The organism is Lysinibacillus sp. NPDC048646, assembly GCF_050272295.1.
Classification (GTDB): domain Bacteria; phylum Bacillota; class Bacilli; order Bacillales_A; family Planococcaceae; genus Lysinibacillus.
This window is the reverse complement of sequence record NZ_JBNNLZ010000001.1, coordinates 348,281-366,727: the sequence shown is the minus strand read 5'-3', so window position 1 is coordinate 366,727 and position 18,447 is coordinate 348,281. Positions and strand designations below refer to the sequence as shown.

The window sequence follows — 18,447 nt, the reverse complement described above, 5'->3', positions numbered from 1 at the left end:
GTGAATCTAGAGCATGTTTCATTGCTAAATTTATTATTCCATGATAAAGTGATTCTTGTGAAATAAATCACAAAACAAACATACACCCCTTTGTTTGAACGTGAACATTTCTCCCATCCCCTTTGTGAAAAAGAGGCGTCTCTATCTGTCGAGGATAGTGGCGTCTCTTTTATTTTATCCCGCATGAACGGTCAGTAGCCGCCCACCTCAAGTTGAAAGAGAGAAAGATACTAATCAGTGGAGGATGATAAAACCCCACTGATTGAAGTTTCACTATATCTAAGTTGATTGGAGTGGAGGCTGGATGCTCCCAGGAAAGCGCCCAGTCGGAACGGAAATCAACCTCACGTTATGGTGATGAACCTAAATTTTTACTATTTAATTCAAAATAAATTGAATGAAAAAAAGATAGGGACTCCTCAACATTGTTTGAGTCCCTATCCTTTGAATAATAGTATAATTGCATTATTTTGACCGCCATAGTGTAGCGTGATCTGTTTGAATACGTTCAATTTTTTGTTGCAGCATTCGTTTTTTTAATTCGCGTTCTGCAGATTGTTCGGTTAATGAATAGATGAAGGCTATTTCATTTGTAGATAGTGTATGATATTTCAGAAATAATTCTTCAATTGTTGGTAATGTTTGACGGATGAGTTGTTCATCCATCATTTCTTGTAATATCTGCTCGTAAACTTCATAAGCGTAGCTACCACTTACTTTTAGTCCCTCATCTTCAATGCACTCATTGAAAAATACGATACTTGGTACTTCATCCACTTCCATTTCGCGTTTAATATATAAATCGCATTGGAATGCGCGTGCAGCTTCCTTAGAGCCGAAATCTACAGTAAATTCATTCATATCTAATTGGACATCCTCTGCAATTTTTAAGAGAGTCGCATAGGAATTTACATCCTCATGATTCAGTACTACATATTCTTGTAATTTGGACAAATAGCGTGCTCCTGCACGTTTCCCTTGTAACTCAGCTGCTTTGATGGCAATAGAAGGTAAAACAGGATGGTTGATGTCGAGCTCAATGCCAGATTCACAGCCCTTCGTACGCTTGCTCAGACAATTAAGAGAAGAAAGCTCTGTGCTTAGTACAAAGCGCCATGTGAAATAATGATTATACTCTAGCTGTAATTTGCGAATAATAGCTTGCATACTGAAAGCTTCAGGACAAAGTGGATCTACGAAAATATACAATTCAATTGGCTTATTGGCAGTAGAAATCGTAGGCGTTGGTTCTTGTAGCATTTGAATATTATTCACGTAATAATTCCCCCTCATCGTCATTAGGTTTATTAATCATGTGATGAGCTGTTAATACTAAACGCTGATAATAGGTTTCGCGGAACTTTCCATCCAAACCAACTTCATCCATCGCTTCGGCCATACATTCAAGCCAAGCTTGTGCACGATCAGGCGTAATGGCAAAATTCATGTGTCGTGCACGCATCATTGGGTGTCCATGTTCCTCAGTAAAAAAATTTGGTCCACCTAAATACTGTGTTTGAAATTGAATTTGCTTGCGGGCAGTCTCCGTTAAATCTTTCGGAAAGATTGGAATTAGATCAGGATGCTGAGCGACTCTTTTATAGAACGCATGTATGAGTTCTGAAAGTTTTTCAGCCCCCAGCTCCTCATAAGGAACAGTGTATTTTCGACTCATAGGTAAATGCTCCTTTAATTCTTTATATGAAGTATATCGTAAAGTACGAATCAATTTATTGGTATGACAAATTGTCTTTTTTATAGATTTTGAATTTGTTCATCTGGAAAATGTGAATTTCTTGTGACTACCTTCATTCTATCAACGTCTTTTCGTTTATACAAACAAAGAGCTCTCGATAAGTTTTTCGCTAGAAAAGCACAAATTTCACCATCAAGGGTGAAATTTGCTGATAAAGACTGAAAATATAGGTTTTATGCGATTAAGCTGTGAAGTAATTCATCACTTTTTTGACATAATTCTGCGTTTCCTTAAAAGGTGGAATGCCGCCATATTTTGTCACTCGCGAAGCTCCTGCATTATAGGCTGCTAATGCTAGAGATGGATCGTTATCAAATTTATCGAGCATTTGACGTAAGTATTTGGCTCCTGCCATTATATTTTGCTCAGGATCAAAGGCATTTGTAACACCTAAATATTGAGCTGTTTTTGGCATTAATTGCATTAAACCCTGTGCCCCTGCACGACTTACAGCAGTAGCATTAAAATTAGATTCTTGTTTTATAACAGCAGCGATTAGTTTATCGGGTACATTATACGTAGCTGCGGCCTTTTCAATGATTGAAGCATAACTGCTTGCCCCTGCAAGCGAATTTGCATAAGCTGTTGAGCCGATAACATTATCAGAAACATAGGAATCCAACTTTGTGCTAGATGGTGTATTTGCTAAGGCTGCATAAACAGATGCAGGTATATAGACTGAATTAGCACCTTTATAAAGTAACGATTGAATGGTCATATTTGACGTATTGCCAGATGTATTTGTTAAATTACCAAGCTGACTCATGATATCTGAAGTGCTGGAAGATGAACTCATCCCGAGTAAATTCGACATTTTTGCACTGCTAGCTGTTGTGGCATCGCCGAGCAATTCGCCAATCATATCAGAAAAGATAGAGTTATTGTCTGTTAGAGCATTCGATGATGAACTTTCTGTTGAACCTAGTGTTTGCAGTGCTTGTATTTCAAGTAAGGTCTTAAGTGATTGGATATCCAAGTAGTTGTTCACCCCTTCTTTCTGCTGTTAAGCTATCATTCTTGTTTTTTACTCGCTTGCAATGCTTTCATAAAGCGTGCAATTTTTTTATCTGTAACTTGTTTTTTTATATCATATTGTTGTAGAAATTCGTCGAAGATTGCATTACCTTTTATTACATCATTTGATTCATATTCTACCTCATAATCGTCACACTGCAAATAGAAAGAATGATCAAATACAAGAAGTCCGTCTTTGTAAGGAATTTCGACACGGTCTGTAGTAAGAGAACCGAATACCGCTAATTCATCTAAAGGGATATCATATTTAGCCAGTCTTTTAGCTACTTCAGGGGCAAAAAAGCCCTCACCATTCAGCATTTTCTTTGCTTGCTCGGCACTTAATTCATTCGTCGTTTCAAGGTGTTCATGTGCTGCTGTTCTTTCTTTTAAGGTACATTCATAATAGTTGTCGATTTGTCGAATTCGTAGCCCACTTTTTAAAGTTCGAATAGCATGAAGTGGTGTGTCGTAATAATGATTTGTTTGACGATGAATAGCATTGTCGTGAATATGGAAATCTTTTAATAATTGCTCGTATTGTTGTTTTGTTAAGAGATTTTTAAATTCAATTTCAAGTTGTTGTGACATTTTTTTCACCTTTCTGTTTGTTTTTTTGTATTAAAAAGGAATTGAATGCGCATCCTTTCGGCCAATGCGAGTCGCATATTAACACGTGCAAATGCGCTTTTTTCGATAGAAGTTTGTTAAGGGTTTTAACAATTACACACTGCAACTATTTACCCCGTATGCTAAAATAAGAGGAAGAGTAAGACGAAAAGGGGACCATCAAGTGCGTAAAATTTATACGATAGAATTATATTATTTTGAAAATCAGCATCTTCATTTTAGTTTAAACGACAATGAATTAAATTTACAGTTAAAGCCTGCGGCACAATTGATTGCAGATTCGGATGATTTTGCATTTATTTATTTACTTGATGCAGGAGAGGACTATCATTACTTGCGTTTTCCTACGAGTAGTTGGGTAAATCTTGTACATATTTTACAAACAAAGAAAAATCCAATGTTACAAGTAGGAGAAGAAGTGATGGAACTTACAAACTTCTACGAAGAATTGGAAATGCTTGTGTATAATATTGAAGGAAATTACAATTATGGAGCAGAATTTGTTCAAGCAGTGGAACAACACTTCAAGGCAGTTCTCGCTGAATAAAAAGACAAAACGAACAGACGGTGTTAGTTTTGTTCAATGCCGTATGTCGGGAGGTTTTAGCGATGGGACAATGGGAGATTTTTTTAAGTCCTTATAAACAAGCAGTAGATGAATTAAAAATAAAATTAAAGGGTATGCGTTCTCAGTTTGGCATTGTTAATGCAAACTCTCCAATAGAATTTGTAACAGGGCGTGTAAAACCGCTAGCAAGTATATATGATAAAACTTTAGAAAAAGGACTAGCCTTTGAACCTTCGAAGCAACTAGGCGATGAACTTGGGGATATTGCAGGTGTCCGTATTATGTGTCAATTTGTAGACGATATCTCTACCGTGACTGAGCTGATACGGCAGCGTAAGGATATGCGTGTAGTGGAAGAGCGTGACTATATTACACATAGCAAACCAAGTGGCTATCGATCGCATCATATGATTGTAGAATATCCAGTTGAGACGATACAGGGAAAAATGGTTGTACTAGCAGAAATTCAAATACGCACACTAGCCATGAATTTCTGGGCATCGATTGAGCATTCCTTAAACTATAAATATAAAGGCATGTTCCCAGAGGAAATTAAAAATCGCCTACAGAGTGCAGCGGAGGCAGCTTTCCGATTAGATGAAGAAATGTCATCGATTCGCAGTGAAATCCAAGAAGCACAGGCCTACTTTAGTGAATACAAAGAAGCATCGAATCCTAATTTACTAACGGAGAAGGAGCGTGACGCGCAATGAAGTTTTCCATTCAATCACGTAGAGATGCACAATCGAACGAATTAATGGAGTTAGCAAAAACATATTTGCAGGATTTTGGATTAACATATGATGAAGAAATGCCTGAAATTGTCGTATCTATTGGAGGAGATGGTACGCTACTACACGCCTTCCATCGCTATTCGCACTTATTAGATCAAGTTGCCTTTGTGGGTATCCATACAGGACATTTAGGCTTTTATGCAGACTGGAAGCCATCAGAATTGGAAAAACTGGTTTTATCCATTGCCAAAAAGGATTTTAATGTTGTTGAGTACCCATTATTGGAAGTGAAAGTAGAACATCATAATTCGGAGTCAAATACGTATTTGGCCTTAAATGAAGCAACCGTGAAATCACCAGATGTGACGCTTGTTATGGATGTGGAGTTAAACGGCAATCAGTTTGAACGTTTCCGTGGTGACGGTCTTTGTGTCTCAACGCCATCTGGTAGTACAGCCTATAACAAAGCACTCGGTGGAGCGATTATTCATCCAACGTTGGCAGCACTTCAAATTACTGAAATTGCTTCGATTAATAATCGTGTCTTTCGTACAGTTGGTTCACCACTTATTTTACCAGCGCACCATCACTGTATATTACGTCCAGTCAATGAACAAAACTTTAATATGACGGTAGACCATCTGCAAGTCACACAAGGTGACGTGAAGTCAATTGCTTTTAACGTAGCAAATGAAAAAGTACGTTTTGCACGTTTCCGCCCATTCCCATTTTGGGAGCGAGTACATGAATCGTTCGTTGCAAATGAATAACATAGATGCACGGTATACATTGAGTTTTACAGTAGAGAAGGATGGTCAGCTTTTACGTGAAGCATTAGGCGAATGGCGTATTTCTAAACGAGCATTGACAGCGATTAAGTTTGAAGGGGGCTTACTGACAGTGAATGGCGTCGAACGTAATGTGCGACACCCTCTTCAAATCGGAGATCATGTAGAAGTAAAATTCCCTCTTGAAGAAAAAAGTGAAGGGCTTGTTGTTGAATATGGTGAGCTTACAATTGTTTATGAAGATGAAGCGATTTTAGTGCTTGATAAGCCTGCGCATCAAAGTACGATTCCTTCACGTGAGCATCCGACAAAAAGCATCGCAAATAATGTTTGTGGCTATTTTGAGCAACAAGGTCTAGCATCGACAGTCCATATTGTGACGAGGCTTGATCGTGATACATCAGGTCTACTATGCATTGCCAAGCACGCACATATTCATCATTTAACAGGACTTGCACAGCGTGGTGGAGAAGTGTCGCGCGAATACGAAGCCATTGTCCATGGACATGTAATAGAGGATTGTCAGTCCATCGTTGCCCCAATTGGTCGTAAAGATACAAGTATTATAGAGCGTGAGGTACGTGAAGATGGTCAGTTTGCGCATACGGACTTTTTAGTAAAACGCCGTTTTTATAGACAAGAGGAGCCAATGACACATATACGCTTAAAGCTTCATACCGGACGAACACATCAAATTCGTGTGCATATGGCTTATCTTGGTCACCCACTTGTGGGGGATGAATTATATGACGGAACACGAAAACTGATAGACCGTCAGGCATTACATTGTGTTTCATTGTCCATGCAACATCCATTAACCAGTGAGGTTTTGCATATTACGAGTTCTTTACATGAAGACATGCAACAATTAATCAATATCGGCTAGACTAAAAATTGTACTTTAATTTCACCATTTATAGATGTGGAAGATTTCTATTGGATAAAGAAATAATTAGGGAGATGTTCGCAAAAACGGGCATCTCCTTATCATTTTTTCGTAGTAAGGACGGTTCTTTACAGCATATATACAGAAAATAGCGCGATTGTAGGGTATAGTAGAGTAGAAAGTTTAGGTAAAAGTAAAAAAGAGTTTGCAGAATAAGTACAATACACACTATTATATAAAAGGTAGATTTACGTTCTTGTACGTATAAATGAATTCAATGCTCGGAAGGAGGGGACAAGCATGATAGAGGAAAGAAATGAAAAGGATGATGTGCAATTTGACGAAGCACGTTTACGAGAAATGCTCGTGGGGCATGATATTGACGCGTTCCGTGATGAGTTTTTAGAACTTCATCCATATGATCAGGCAACGTTTTATGAAAAGGTGGAACCTGATATAAGGAAGATCATCTATTCGTTCTTGTCTCCGACGGAAATGGCTGATATTTTTGAGGCAATTGAAATAGATGATGATGAATATAAAGCATATCTAGCTGAAATGGATCCAGCCTATGGGGCAGAGATGCTTTCACATATGTATGCAGATGATGCAGCAGACGTTTTAAATGAGCTAGATACGAAACAACGTGAAAGCTATTTAGGAATGATGGATGAGGAGACGGCTGGAGAGATAAATGAGCTATTAAGCTATGATGAATATACAGCCGGCTCTATCATGACGACTGAATATGTAGCTATACCGGAAAACTCTACAGTACGTTCAGCCATGGCTATTTTACGCAAAGAGGCACCGAATGCTGAAACCATTTATTATATTTTTGTCGTTGATGAGGCACATCGACTCACAGGCGTAATTTCACTACGTGATTTAATTATTGCCGATGAGGATACGCTTATTCGTTCCATTATGAATGAACGAGTTGTGATGGTACGTGTTGGAGATGACCAAGAAGAAGTTGCACAAATTATGAAGGATTATAATTTCCTAGCTACACCGGTTATTGATGATAAGGGCGAGCTACAGGGGATTATTACGGTCGATGATATTATCGACGTAATCGATGAGGAAGCGTCAGAGGACTATTCTAAATTAGCCGGTATCTCCGATATGGATAAATTTGATACGAGCTCTTGGCAAGCTGCGAAAAAACGGTTACCATGGCTTGTAATCTTGTTGTTTTTAGGCATGCTGACTGCAAATTTAATGGGGCAATTTGAAGATACGCTAGATAAAGTTGCGTTACTTGCTGTCTTTATTCCGCTCATTTCAGGTACTTCAGGAAATAGTGGTACTCAGGCATTAGCCGTAGCCATTAGAGGAATTGCGACAGGGGATGTCGAAGAACATAGCAAGATGAAGTTGTTACTTCGTGAGGCAGGCACAGGTCTAATGACAGGCGTTGTTTGTGGAATAATTGTAATAGGTGTAGTTTATATATGGAAGCATGAGCTTATCCTTGGGATGCTTGTAGGTGCAGCGATTTGCGGTTCGATTCTAGTGGCAACCCTTGCAGGATCATTTATCCCTTTGCTGATGCATCGCATGAAAATTGACCCTGCTGTTGCATCGGGGCCGTTTATTACAACGTTGAATGATATTACCAGTATTTTAATTTATTTAGGATTAGCGACAATGTTTTTAAGTCAAATAGGCTAAGAACCTATTCCTTTCCTTTTGCATATTGTATGGAAAAAAGGGAAGTGAAACTTGTGGATCGAGAGCCACGTTTGTTTATTAAATCACCAACTTATTTTTTAAATATTTCAAAAATGCTTCATGAACTTGATTTGGATGACGATTTAGAAGATGATTTGGATGAAAGTACGTCGGTGTATTTAAAGGATCATTATGGCAATGAGCCGAACATCGCGGAAAAAGATGTTCAAAAGGATTTACAAATCGATAAATATGTTCTGAAGCAGCTACAATTTTTAGAAAAGCCATTTCGACAAAAAGTGTATCAACCATTATTAATAACGTTAAAAGATGGTAGAAAATTGAGTGGAACCGCATCTAATTTACAGGTAGATTCGTTAATGCTTACTTCTTTAGAATTGCAAACACAAGAGATTATATATTTTGAGGATATTCAACAAATACTTTGGCGAGGCAAAAACTTACCAACATTATAAAAAAGTGTACAGCAGAGGATGCTGTACACTTTTTTTTGTGTGTAGTGTGTCAAAGGAGGAAAGAATTAATTACAAATCCCTAAGTCAACATCAGCAATACATTGTACTGCGCAGAAACAAGCTAAGTCCACAGTGATACAGCTGTCAGTAGAATTCCAATCATCTACTTTACAAATTTTCTTCATATTAATGCAACAGCCGTCACGACTTAATAAGTCTACAGTGCTTTCACTAGAATCGAATGTGCATAATGGTTCTAAAACGCGTAAAGTAGCGCAGCACTCATCAAACATATCTTCTACACGGAAAAAAACGGATGTACATATACATGGATCTGCTGAAGGTGAGCTAAAGAATGCTTTGAATGGAGTACCGTCTTTAGTAATTAACATAAATACACGAGTATCTGCTGCTGAGCGTGCAGGACTAACGATGCCGCCAAGTGGTTCTAAGAAGCAGTTTGACGTACACGGTGAACATTCATCTTGCACCGCTTGATTTTGAATATCTAAAATTGCGCGTACTACGTCACAAACGCAGCCTGCTGAATGGATAGGGCTAATAGGATTTGTTGGTTTACCACAACCCATATTGTCACCTCCTTTCCTTGTTACTACTCCTACAATATGTACTTTTGAAAAATGGACTCGGGCTTTTGTATATATCACAAATGAATAGTTTTTTTTATGTGTGGTGAAACTGTAAAGAAAAGGAGGGTAAATACTTGAGGTTATTAGGGATGATGTTGCCGATAGTCGTCTGTATGGCACTACTTAGTGGTTGCACAGAAAAAGAAAAATTTATTGTTTATGGTTCGCCTCAAAATGAAGAAGAAGTTGAGGCGGTTTTAAAAGAGGAAAAATTTGTTGAAAGAACAACGGTTATACAGTATGACGATAAAATGCTTGTTGCGGTGCAATTTAAACCGTGGGATAAGTGGAAAAAGGCCAAATTAGAGAAGAAGTTACAAAAGAAATTTGATGAAAAATATCCCAACAATGAAGTATTTGTTTCGGCAGATTACAAAATATTTTATGAAGCTAATAAAATAAAAAAAGATCAACTTGAAGATAATAAGCTAAGCGATAAAATCACAGAACTGAAAAAGCTTGCACAGGAGGAGACATAATGGAGAAAGAGCAATACCAACAATTAGAACAAAGTGTAACACCAAAGCCACCTTACTTCAAAAATGTTGCAAAGGCATTTTTTGTAGGAGGTATTATTTGTACAATCGGACAAGCTGTTTCTCTTTTTTATATTATTTTCTTTAATTTTACAGAAGCAACAGCAGGGAACCCAACGGTTTCCACGATGGTATTTTTCGCGATGATTTTAACTGGCTTTGGCTTATATAAAAAAATTGGTCAATTTGGAGGAGCAGGATCGGCAGTGCCTGTTACTGGGTTTGGTAACGCTGTTATCTCTGCAGCAATTGAACATAGATCTGAAGGCTTAGTACTGGGTGTAGGCGGAAATCTCTTTAAATTAGCGGGTTCAGTTGTATTATTTGGTGTTGTGGCAGCATTTTTCGTTGCACTCATTAAATACATTCTTGTGACGTTAGGGGTGGTGTCATGGTAATTGTCTTTCAATCGAAACCGTCTTTATTAGCTGGTGGTGTGGTAGCAGGACCGTTGGAAAATCGTAGTATCTTCAGTCAGTATTTTGATACCATTTACGATGATGAACGCTGGCAAATGGAAACAAATGAACAAGGCCATCGAAAGATGATTCAAGAAGCTTGTGAAATTTTGATGAAAAAGTCAGGCGTGAAAAATTTAGAAATTGATTTCTTTTTAGGTGGCGATTTAGTCAATCAAATGACACCTACCAATTTTGCCGCAAGGGAACTAGCCATCTCATTTATTGGATTATTCTCCGCATGTGCCACATCGGTTTCATCCGTAATTGTTGCTAGTCTTTTAACTGAATTAGGTGCGTCAAGTTTATCGATTGCTGGAGCATCTAGTCAGCATAATGCGATTGAGCGACAGTTTCGATATCCAGTCAATTATGGGGCACAGAAGCCTCAGACTGCACAATGGACTGTAACGGCTGCTGGTTTTGCTTTGGTGGGCAAGCACCGTGAAGAATTCCCTTGTATTGAGGCAGCGACGATCGGTAAGGTGATTGATTATGGCATGGATGATCCTCTTCATATGGGTGCAGCGATGGCACCGGCTGCCTTTCAAACAATTCAATCCCATTTAGAGCAACGAAATCAAAAGTTCTACAATTATGATTTAATTTTAACGGGTGATTTAGGACAGCTCGGATTAAAGCTTCTAAAAGGAATGCTCGTAGAAAATGGCGTGAAAAAAGAAGAATTAACACTACTACGCGATGCTGGAGCAGAGTTTTATGGACAGGATGAGGCATTCCAATCAGGGGCAAGTGGAGCAGGCTGTTCAGCGGCTGTTTTTTTTAGTTATATAATGCAACAATTGCGAGCAGGGAGCTATAAAAGAGTGCTTCTTGTGGCAACAGGCGCATTGTTGTCTCCACTTTCTTATCAACAGGGAGAGACAATTCCATGTACTGCACATGCAATTGAAATTACAATGAAATGAGGCCAAATCTATGGTTATGACATTTGTGTTTGCTTTTATCGTTGGCGGCATTATTTGTGTCATCGGACAGTTATTAATGGATGTTGGCAATTTAACGCCGGCGCATACATTAAGTACACTAGTCGTATTCGGTGCAATTTTAGATGGGATGGGTTTGTATGAGCCGCTCATCCATTTTGCAGGTGCAGGTGCAACCGTGCCAATCACATCCTTTGGTAATTCCTTAACACACGGTGCAATGGCGGAGGCAGAGAAGCATGGCCTTGTAGGTGTATTAACTGGGATGTTTGAAGTGACAAGCTCAGGTATAAGTGCAGCCATTGTCTTTGGCTTTATTGGCGCACTAATTTTTAAACCAAAAGGGAATGTTGACTAGACGAATACCCCTCTCTTATTTACAACTATACATATTATAGGTTGTAGAAGGGAGGGGTGCTTTTATGGGATATCAAGGCTGGTGCGCACAACCGTATGGAAATAATGTTGCAGGTGCAAATAGCTGGAACAATAATTATTGCGGAGGCAATAACAACTATGGCTATAGCTCAACATTTGTGCTAATTGTTGTCCTGTTCATTCTACTAATTATTGTCGGCGCTACTTTCGTTCATTAATTTGACGCTGTTTACGTACCGAATTCTAAGTGTTGAAAAAAATTATAGGCTTTAGCTTTCATTCAGTGAGTGACTCAAACCAGTCTGAATAAGGTTAAAGCCTCCAACAATTGTCAAAAATGCTTCGTGCATGAAAGTGACAGCAAAGTATTTGTGGCAATTATGTTGAGGTGGAATTGATAGGAGGGGGAACATGCATCGCTCGTTTTTTAATTCTATTGAACAAAAAACAGGTGTATCGATGGATGAAATCTTCGCATTAGCAAATGCAATTCAACATGCAGATTTTACAAACGAAAAACAAGTTAGAAAAATCGTACGTCGTGTAGCCAAAGTGTCCAATAGAAGAATCACACAAGAACTTGAAGATAAATTAGTGAATTCTATTATTCAAGATGGCGCTTCTTTAGACTTTGATAAGATTACAAGAATGATGAAATAAAGTGGCATTTCCATTAGTGGGAGTCATCCCGTTAAGTATGTGGAATGCCTGCTTAAGTGCTTATTTATATAATAATCGAAAATCTAAGTATGTAAGCAGACAAATAAAAAGGTGTTACGACTATGCAATAGCATTTTCGTAACACCTATTCATCTTCATTCAGAGAAGACGCCCATCTCTATAGATAGGGTCCCTTTTCAGCGGGTGTTCGACACCGACTGAAATAGTGAACTCAGTTTAAGAACGCCAAGTCCTGTGGCACTTTATCTGTGCGAAAGTGAAGCGTCAGCAACACAGGACTGAGTGACCAAACACCCTGAAGACCTAAAGCCTTTGGCAGATGCCATGGATTTTGAATTGTGCTAACGCAATTCAAAATCCGGACGTAATTACGCCAAGGTGCCGCTGATTAAATCGTTTTTTCCATAGCACGATGAGGGATACCAGCATCCATAAATTCTGGAGATGTTACTGTGTAACCAAGCTTTTCATAAAAAGGAATAGCATAACTTTGTGCATGAAGTTTTAACTTTTTCTTATTCGTGGAAACGGAATATTTCTCCATTTCTTTCATAATAAGAGCACCTAGTTTTTTGCCACGCTGTGATTGTAGAATACAGACACGTTCAATTTTTGCTGTATCATTTTCTATACCACGGAGACGTGCAGCACCGACAGGCTCATAGTTATCATACATAATGAAATGCGTTGCAGTTGCATCCTCAGCATCACATTCTAGATGAAGGGGCACACCTTGTTCCTCGACAAATACTTGTTTGCGGACAGCGAACGCATCATCATGTTCTTTCTTTGATTCAACAATTTTCACATGATACAAAGGTCATTCAGCTCCAGTCAGTCGGAATGTTTCGTAAGTTGTCCAGGAGCCGTCCTCCAATTGGTATAAAAGATGGATGCGATCAATCGTATCTTTCTCGTCAACACCTGTCATACGTAATTGGCTAAAGATGTCGTCGTGCTCAGAGTCGGTCATTTTTTGTGCAATCGTAATATGCGGTACGAAGACATGTTTAGTATTGCCAAAAGAAATTTTTTCTTCTAGTGCATTATGGAATGCTACTAATTGTTCTGTTGGTTCAATGCGGAAATAAATTGCATTGGTTGTTGGGAAAAACGAACTTATGCGTGATGCATGAATGTTTAAAGGCGCATATTTCGCAGCGATTTCATCTATTTGCCTAACGATGGATTGAATATCCTCATCCGTTGCATCAAAGCTGTCCTTTAACGTCATATGCGGTGTAATTTTCGCATAATGCGGATCGTAACGCTTGCGGTACGTGTTCGCTAAGTCTTGTAATTTTTTTGATGGAAAAGCCACAATTCCGTACTTCATAGTCCATTACCTCCCGAAAATAAACAATTTTTCTATCTAAGTATAACAGAAATTTCGTATTTCGTAATTTGAATCATCTAATATTAATTGAAATTTTCAATTAATGCACGGCGAAGATCAGGTTTCCAATATTTCCATGTATGATTGCCATCAAACTCATCATAAAATGTAGAAAAGCCTTTACTTAACATAAGATTATGCAATTGGCGATTTGGGGTTAAAAAGTCCTTTACCGTTTTATCCAATGTGATAACTATATCTTCTTTTTTGCCAACGATATGATAAATGGAAATCGCACCTGGATCTTTGAAATTTTCAACAGCTTTTAAGACATCTTCGTCAACAAGTGGTGATTGTAAAATGACTTTACCGAAAATGCTTGGGTATTTTAAAGCTGCCATTAAAGAAGCAGTTGCAGCCATAGAGTCACCGATTACTGCGCGGCTCATCCCCATTTGGTAGGTTGCATATTCTTCATCTAAATAGGGCACAAGCTCATGAGCTAAAAAACGCAGATAAGCTTCATGTTGTTCCCCGCTTGGCATATATTTGTGACGTCGATCTTTAATATCTTTGTATGGAACGAATACAAAAATTAAATTTTCGATTTCATAGTCATCAATAAGTTCATCAGCTAGTTTTGTAATACCCCCAAGTTGAAAGTAATCTTTGCCGTCTGATGCAATTAATATATTATATTTATATAGTGGAGAATAATTTGCAGGGACATAAATATAAAGCTGTAATTCCTCATGCAACGCTTCACTATAAAACTTTAAATCTTGAACTGTTCCCTTATCCAACGATGACACTCCTTCATGTAGTTTGTAACAAAATTGTACCATATTACGTAAGTAAAGGTATAATAGATTGGGCTAGCCTTGTACTAGCAATAAAAAAGGAAATGAGGGTTTGCTATGCATGATAAAAGTATTCGCGTGCATTCTGACGAAGTAGCTAAAGCAGCTTTAGGTGCGCTAATTCGTCGTGGTGTAACGCTAGAAGACATTGCTGAAATTGTTTATGAAATGCAAAAAGCATATAATGATGGTTTGACATTAGAGCATTGCATTCATTCTGTTGAGCGTGTACTGCGTAAACGTGAAGTCCAGCATGCGGTATTAGTAGGTATAGAATTAGATGAACTTGCAGAGAAAAAGTTACTGTCATCACCACTACAACAAATTATTGAATCCGATGAAGGATTATTCGGCGTTGATGAAACAATTGCACTTGGATCTGTATTTACATATGGCAGCATAGCTGTAACAACTTTCGGTCACTTAGACAAACAAAAAATTGGCATCATTAAAAAGCTCGACACAGAACCTGGGCAACATGTCAATACATTTTTGGATGATTTAGTGGCAAGTATTGCAGCTTCTGCAGCTTCCCGCATTGCACACCGCATGCGTGACTTAGAAGAAGAAGGCGAAACATTTGCAGATATTGAGCCTGAAGAGCTCGGACCAAAACCAAAATCACATAATGAAATATGATTTAGTTAGAAGAAGTCTCCGAAGCGATGAAAGTTGGTCAAAGCTGTAATTAATAGAGTTTCTTCTGTTAAAATAGAGCCTCCTAAAATAATTTAGGAGGCTCATTTTTTATTTTGATTCGTTAGCTGCTTTTAAAAATTCTTTTACTTTTTCACTGTCTGCTTCAAGTTTTAATTCTGTATTTACTAAAGGAGAAACGGTTGAAACAGCAGGCTTCTTATTGCCTTGGTAGTAGCTGATGAATTCATCTTGGTTAATGGAATAAAGAATTGCTTTACGTAAATCTGCTGAATCAGATACAGCACGGCCAGATGTATTCATTTGCAAATAAGCTACTGCATTACTATCAGCAGTGTTTAATGTTAATTTTGCATCGGACTTTACAATATCCAGCTTTGTTTCTGGTACTGTTTGAAGAACATGGATTTCACCATTCCGTAAAGCTGATAGAGCACTATCATTATCTGCAATAAATCGAACGTTGATTTTAGCAATCTTTGGTTCATACTCACTGCCTACACGATAGGCAGGGTTCTTCACGAATTGCGCTTCATAATCATTTTTTTGGATAAGAATGTATGGACCACTTGCAAATAGTTGGTTATTGTATGTTGCAGTACCTTCAGTAATTGTTGCTTGATCGCCATATGCGATATCTTTATCTGGGTTATAGTTTGCTACGTCATATGTGTTAATGCTTGTTACTTGTTTTTCAGACACGATACCACCAGATTGATGTGCTAAGTAGTTTAATACTTGCGGGAATGGTGTTGGTGTTGTAATTTTCACCACTTGATAAGCACCAGAAGCATTTTTAACGGCCCCTTTATCATTCACTAATTGTGCTACAGAAGAAGGTAAGTTTTGAGATAATACATCCAAAATAGATTTGTCAGAGCCTGCCACTTTTTTATTTTTTAGTTCTGTTAAGTCTGTAACAGCCTCTACAGTTTCAATGTTTTCATGAATGCTATAAGTACGATGGTCTGGTACTGAATTAGCATCTTTTGCACGATTTAATGAGAACACAACATCTTCAGCCGAAACTAATTCACCAGTATCAACTGCAGCTCCGTCCTTTACGGCTGCAAAATGAATATCATCACGCAAAATAAAGTAGTATTCTTGGTTCCCTTCCGCAATAGCATGGTTATAGGATAAAGAGCCATCTGAAACAACTTCATCCGTATCCGTTAAATTGACAAGTCGAACATACAAATTGGTATTAAGTGTGTTGATGGAACCATCATTGCCTTTAATAGGGTCAAGAGATGTTAATGAATCAAGTGTTTGATGTAAAATTAATGTTTCTGTTGAATTTAAGGATGCATCATTAAATTCAATGTTCTCCCATACTTGGGCACGTGATTTTGGCAAAAGTACAGATTTTGGATTGACTAATTCAGAATAAATCCCTTGATATTTATTGGAAATGTATAGTGGTGCAATATATGCTTGATTGAATACTAATAGTTCCTCTAATTCTTTATATTTGGCTACGGCTTCATCGCCCGTTAAAGTACTTGCTTCATCAATTAAAGCATCTAAATTTGAGTCGGCAACAACACTATAGTCACCGCCCGTTTTGAATAAACCACGTACAGCATAGTCTGGATTTCCAGTTACTGTTGTCCAGCTAGAAAGAGCAATATCGTAGTTGCCAGCTTCTTTTTGTGCTGAAAATGATCCATAATCTGGTTGAATGTTTAGCTTCACATCAAAGCCATTTTTTACTAGTTGATCACGCACAATATTCATATCTTCCTCTGCAGCGGCCATGCCTAATAGTTCAATTTTCGATTTATCATCGCCTTTAGCGTCTTTACCGCCCTCTACATCTGTTTTTGTTTGCACGCAGCCTGCTAATGCTAAAACTGCGATGACTAAAAATAACAGTAATTTTTTCATATAAGAACCTCCGATTATTCTAATTTGTTTTTGGATCTAAAGCATCTCGTAAACCATCGCCAAAGAAGTTAAAGGACAGGACGAGAAGCATAATACAAAGACCTGGGAAAATAGCGACATAGGAATGTGTTTCCAGGTACGTACTACCAACCTTTAAAATGTTACCCCATTCTGGAATATGCGGCTCAATGCCAAGCCCTAAAAAACTTAAACTACTTGTTGAAATCACTGCTCCACCAATTGTTAATGTTGCTTTGACAATCATCGGCGCTAAAGCGTTAGGAACAATATGTTTAAAGATAATCGCTGTATCAGAAGCTCCAAGAGCCCTAGCAGATTCAACAAATTCATAATTCGAAAGCTGCATGACATTTGCACGCATCGTGCGCGCATAGGTAGGGATTGCCCCAACACTTAGTGCGATGATTAAATTAACGGTATTTGCACCAAAAGCGGCAATAATGGCAATGGCAAGTAATATTCCAGGAATTGCATACAAAATATCTAGACTGCGCATGATGATGTTATCTGTTGATTTTCCATAATAGCCTGAAAACGCACCGAGAGCTCCCCCAACTAGTGCTGGAATAACCGTTGAGAAAAATCCAACGATTAACGAAATTTGAGCACCGAACACGATCCGAGAAAATAAGTCACGGCCGTAATTATCTGTTCCAAGAGGATGCTCCAATGAAGGTGTTTGCAACAATGCCCCATAATTATTTTTAGTTGCAAAGTCGTAATCGAAAGTCCAAGAACTTGTCACAGATAATGAAAAGATAAAGACGATGAAAAATAAGCCAAATACCGCCATCGTGTTGCGTAAAATCTTTTGCCACATTTTTTGCCATTTTTCAATGGCAGATGGATTAGCTTTTCTGGCTTTTTGAATGAGGCTAAAACCTAGCAAAGTCGCAAATAGATTACCTGTAAAGGAGGCAATGAGCAGCAAAATACCAGGCACAAGCATCCATTTAGGGGCTTCCTTCGCAGTAACGAATTTTGTACAAAGGAATAGCATCACGATATAAAACAAAGCAAGTATTAAAAATAACCCCATTGCGATGAGAAATGTATCTGTTACATAGGATTTAAATAAATTCAAAGCTGAAATACCGATTATAAATAGCTGAGTCATAAATGCATAGGCTGCAAAAGTATATTCAACTGTCTTTGTTTTTGACACGAGCATAAAAGCAAAAGAGACTGCGAAAATATTGCCTGAAGCAATCGTCAACAATAGCGGATAGCCGAGCAAACGAGTTCTTTTTTGTATGTCACCAAGCTTGGCTAAATCTTTCTTTATACGTAATGTCAGGTAACCAACATAAACGGTCGTTATTAAATAAGTAAAGAAAAATAGTAAAATGATTGGTCGCCAACTCTGGCTAGAAAAATTGTAGCTATAGGCTAGAAATAGTAAAGAAAACAGTAAGGAAAAGACAAATGTAAAATGTGCACTGACATATTCCTGTGTAATTTTCAAAAGTAGTTTGACATGCATGATCGTTTTCACAGATGTTCC

General features: G+C 38.0%; 23 protein-coding genes. 13 read left to right on the top strand and 10 right to left on the bottom strand.

The features are described 5' to 3' along the window. Positions 1-465: 465 nt before the first annotated feature. The 4 genes from ACQKII_RS01755 to ACQKII_RS01740 all read right to left on the bottom strand — a co-directional run bounded on the left by ACQKII_RS01755 (position 466) and on the right by ACQKII_RS01740 (position 3,361). Positions 466-1,275 carry a DsbA family protein gene (locus tag ACQKII_RS01755; protein ID WP_427455746.1) on the bottom strand — a complete coding sequence of 270 codons (810 nt, stop codon included), beginning with the start codon at positions 1,273-1,275 and terminating at the stop codon, positions 466-468. After that, complete coding sequence (locus tag ACQKII_RS01750) at positions 1,268-1,675, bottom strand: globin (RefSeq protein ID WP_427455744.1); 408 nt, start codon at positions 1,673-1,675, stop codon at positions 1,268-1,270. Before ACQKII_RS01750 ends, ACQKII_RS01755 begins: the two co-directional genes overlap by 8 nt. Before the next feature lie 262 nt (positions 1,676-1,937). Next, a complete protein-coding gene (locus tag ACQKII_RS01745) occupies positions 1,938-2,732 on the bottom strand; it encodes a lytic transglycosylase domain-containing protein (RefSeq protein ID WP_427455742.1) in 795 nt (264 codons plus the stop codon). 35 nt (positions 2,733-2,767) lie between these two features. Then, the gene (locus ACQKII_RS01740; protein ID WP_427455740.1) at positions 2,768-3,361 is read right to left on the bottom strand and encodes a CYTH domain-containing protein; all 594 of its coding nucleotides are present in this window, start codon (positions 3,359-3,361) and stop codon (positions 2,768-2,770) included. Between the two features lie 202 nt (positions 3,362-3,563). Here ACQKII_RS01740 and ACQKII_RS01735 point away from each other — a divergent pair, with 202 nt between their 5' ends. The 6 genes from ACQKII_RS01735 to ACQKII_RS01710 all read left to right on the top strand — a co-directional run bounded on the left by ACQKII_RS01735 (position 3,564) and on the right by ACQKII_RS01710 (position 8,529). Further along, positions 3,564-3,947 (top strand): hypothetical protein, encoded by a 384-nt coding sequence (locus ACQKII_RS01735; protein WP_427455738.1) that lies wholly within the window; start codon positions 3,564-3,566, stop codon positions 3,945-3,947. 62 nt (positions 3,948-4,009) lie between these two features. Next, positions 4,010-4,681: a GTP pyrophosphokinase gene (locus tag ACQKII_RS01730; RefSeq protein WP_427455736.1), complete on the top strand. Its 672-nt coding sequence runs from the start codon at positions 4,010-4,012 to the stop codon at positions 4,679-4,681. After that, positions 4,678-5,472, top strand: coding sequence for an NAD kinase (locus ACQKII_RS01725; protein ID WP_427455734.1), 795 nt, complete (start codon positions 4,678-4,680; stop codon positions 5,470-5,472). Before ACQKII_RS01730 ends, ACQKII_RS01725 begins: the two co-directional genes overlap by 4 nt. Then, positions 5,447-6,376, top strand: a complete 930-nt coding sequence (locus ACQKII_RS01720) for an RluA family pseudouridine synthase (RefSeq protein WP_427455732.1) — start codon at positions 5,447-5,449, stop codon at positions 6,374-6,376. The genes ACQKII_RS01725 and ACQKII_RS01720 overlap by 26 nt, the downstream gene beginning before the upstream one ends. Positions 6,377-6,676: 300 nt before the next feature. Next, a complete protein-coding gene (gene mgtE, locus ACQKII_RS01715) occupies positions 6,677-8,053 on the top strand; it encodes a magnesium transporter (protein WP_427455730.1) in 1,377 nt (458 codons plus the stop codon). A gap of 53 nt (positions 8,054-8,106) precedes the next feature. Next, entirely contained in the window at positions 8,107-8,529 is a 423-nt protein-coding gene (locus ACQKII_RS01710; protein ID WP_427455728.1) for a hypothetical protein, read from the top strand. A gap of 65 nt (positions 8,530-8,594) precedes the next feature. On the opposite strand, the gene ACQKII_RS01705 is transcribed toward ACQKII_RS01710, so the two are convergent. Then, positions 8,595-9,119 carry a CotY/CotZ family spore coat protein gene (locus tag ACQKII_RS01705; RefSeq protein WP_143997387.1) on the bottom strand — a complete coding sequence of 175 codons (525 nt, stop codon included), beginning with the start codon at positions 9,117-9,119 and terminating at the stop codon, positions 8,595-8,597. 134 nt (positions 9,120-9,253) lie between these two features. On the opposite strand from ACQKII_RS01705, the gene ACQKII_RS01700 reads away from it, so the two are divergent. The 6 genes from ACQKII_RS01700 (at position 9,254) to ACQKII_RS01675 (ending at position 12,158) form a co-directional block, all read left to right on the top strand. Next, the gene (locus tag ACQKII_RS01700) at positions 9,254-9,658 is read left to right on the top strand and encodes a YhcN/YlaJ family sporulation lipoprotein (protein ID WP_427455726.1); all 405 of its coding nucleotides are present in this window, start codon (positions 9,254-9,256) and stop codon (positions 9,656-9,658) included. Beyond that, positions 9,658-10,113 (top strand): stage V sporulation protein AC, encoded by a 456-nt coding sequence (spoVAC, locus tag ACQKII_RS01695; protein WP_427455724.1) that lies wholly within the window; start codon positions 9,658-9,660, stop codon positions 10,111-10,113. The genes ACQKII_RS01700 and spoVAC overlap by 1 nt, the downstream gene beginning before the upstream one ends. Then, positions 10,107-11,102 (top strand): stage V sporulation protein AD, encoded by a 996-nt coding sequence (locus ACQKII_RS01690; RefSeq protein ID WP_143997389.1) that lies wholly within the window; start codon positions 10,107-10,109, stop codon positions 11,100-11,102. The genes spoVAC and ACQKII_RS01690 overlap by 7 nt, the downstream gene beginning before the upstream one ends. A 16-nt stretch (positions 11,103-11,118) precedes the next feature. Beyond that, entirely contained in the window at positions 11,119-11,478 is a 360-nt protein-coding gene (gene spoVAE / locus ACQKII_RS01685) for a stage V sporulation protein AE (RefSeq protein WP_369436408.1), read from the top strand. Between the two features lie 64 nt (positions 11,479-11,542). Continuing rightward, entirely contained in the window at positions 11,543-11,716 is a 174-nt protein-coding gene (locus ACQKII_RS01680; RefSeq protein WP_427455722.1) for a YjcZ family sporulation protein, read from the top strand. 193 nt (positions 11,717-11,909) lie between these two features. Next, on the top strand, positions 11,910-12,158 hold the full coding sequence (locus ACQKII_RS01675) for a stage VI sporulation protein F (RefSeq protein WP_427455720.1): 249 nt from the start codon (positions 11,910-11,912) through the stop codon (positions 12,156-12,158). A 409-nt stretch (positions 12,159-12,567) separates the two neighbouring features. Here the strand turns inward: ACQKII_RS01675 and ACQKII_RS01670 are convergent, their stop codons facing one another. From ACQKII_RS01670 to ACQKII_RS01660, 3 genes are all read right to left on the bottom strand, one after another. Beyond that, positions 12,568-12,996: a GNAT family N-acetyltransferase gene (locus ACQKII_RS01670; RefSeq protein ID WP_427455718.1), complete on the bottom strand. Its 429-nt coding sequence runs from the start codon at positions 12,994-12,996 to the stop codon at positions 12,568-12,570. A gap of 3 nt (positions 12,997-12,999) precedes the next feature. Then, positions 13,000-13,515: a YjcG family protein gene (locus tag ACQKII_RS01665; RefSeq protein WP_427455716.1), complete on the bottom strand. Its 516-nt coding sequence runs from the start codon at positions 13,513-13,515 to the stop codon at positions 13,000-13,002. Positions 13,516-13,598: 83 nt separating this feature from the next. Next, positions 13,599-14,318, bottom strand: a complete 720-nt coding sequence (locus ACQKII_RS01660; RefSeq protein WP_427455714.1) for an alpha/beta hydrolase — start codon at positions 14,316-14,318, stop codon at positions 13,599-13,601. A 114-nt stretch (positions 14,319-14,432) separates the two neighbouring features. Here ACQKII_RS01660 and ACQKII_RS01655 point away from each other — a divergent pair, with 114 nt between their 5' ends. Further along, complete coding sequence (locus ACQKII_RS01655) at positions 14,433-15,014, top strand: phosphatidylglycerophosphatase A family protein (RefSeq protein ID WP_427455712.1); 582 nt, start codon at positions 14,433-14,435, stop codon at positions 15,012-15,014. Positions 15,015-15,122: 108 nt separating this feature from the next. Here the strand turns inward: ACQKII_RS01655 and ACQKII_RS01650 are convergent, their stop codons facing one another. Continuing rightward, positions 15,123-16,922 (bottom strand): ABC transporter substrate-binding protein, encoded by a 1,800-nt coding sequence (locus ACQKII_RS01650; RefSeq protein WP_427455710.1) that lies wholly within the window; start codon positions 16,920-16,922, stop codon positions 15,123-15,125. 19 nt (positions 16,923-16,941) lie between these two features. Then, on the bottom strand, positions 16,942-18,438 hold the full coding sequence (locus ACQKII_RS01645) for an ABC transporter permease (protein WP_427455709.1): 1,497 nt from the start codon (positions 18,436-18,438) through the stop codon (positions 16,942-16,944). Positions 18,439-18,447: the final 9 nt, after the last annotated feature.

Coding starts and splice junctions, on each gene's coding strand:
- ACQKII_RS01750 (WP_427455744.1), bottom strand. CDS start 1,675: ATGAGTCGAAAATACACTGTTCCTTATGAGGAGCTGGGGGCTGAAAAA.
- ACQKII_RS01740 (WP_427455740.1), bottom strand. CDS start 3,361: ATGTCACAACAACTTGAAATTGAATTTAAAAATCTCTTAACAAAACAA.
- ACQKII_RS01730 (WP_427455736.1), top strand. CDS start 4,010: ATGGGACAATGGGAGATTTTTTTAAGTCCTTATAAACAAGCAGTAGAT.
- ACQKII_RS01725 (WP_427455734.1), top strand. CDS start 4,678: ATGAAGTTTTCCATTCAATCACGTAGAGATGCACAATCGAACGAATTA.
- ACQKII_RS01720 (WP_427455732.1), top strand. CDS start 5,447: ATGAATCGTTCGTTGCAAATGAATAACATAGATGCACGGTATACATTG.
- mgtE (WP_427455730.1), top strand. CDS start 6,677: ATGATAGAGGAAAGAAATGAAAAGGATGATGTGCAATTTGACGAAGCA.
- ACQKII_RS01705 (WP_143997387.1), bottom strand. CDS start 9,119: ATGGGTTGTGGTAAACCAACAAATCCTATTAGCCCTATCCATTCAGCA.
- spoVAC (WP_427455724.1), top strand. CDS start 9,658: ATGGAGAAAGAGCAATACCAACAATTAGAACAAAGTGTAACACCAAAG.
- ACQKII_RS01690 (WP_143997389.1), top strand. CDS start 10,107: ATGGTAATTGTCTTTCAATCGAAACCGTCTTTATTAGCTGGTGGTGTG.
- spoVAE (WP_369436408.1), top strand. CDS start 11,119: ATGACATTTGTGTTTGCTTTTATCGTTGGCGGCATTATTTGTGTCATC.
- ACQKII_RS01680 (WP_427455722.1), top strand. CDS start 11,543: ATGGGATATCAAGGCTGGTGCGCACAACCGTATGGAAATAATGTTGCA.
- ACQKII_RS01675 (WP_427455720.1), top strand. CDS start 11,910: ATGCATCGCTCGTTTTTTAATTCTATTGAACAAAAAACAGGTGTATCG.
- ACQKII_RS01665 (WP_427455716.1), bottom strand. CDS start 13,515: ATGAAGTACGGAATTGTGGCTTTTCCATCAAAAAAATTACAAGACTTA.
- ACQKII_RS01655 (WP_427455712.1), top strand. CDS start 14,433: ATGCATGATAAAAGTATTCGCGTGCATTCTGACGAAGTAGCTAAAGCA.
- ACQKII_RS01650 (WP_427455710.1), bottom strand. CDS start 16,922: ATGAAAAAATTACTGTTATTTTTAGTCATCGCAGTTTTAGCATTAGCA.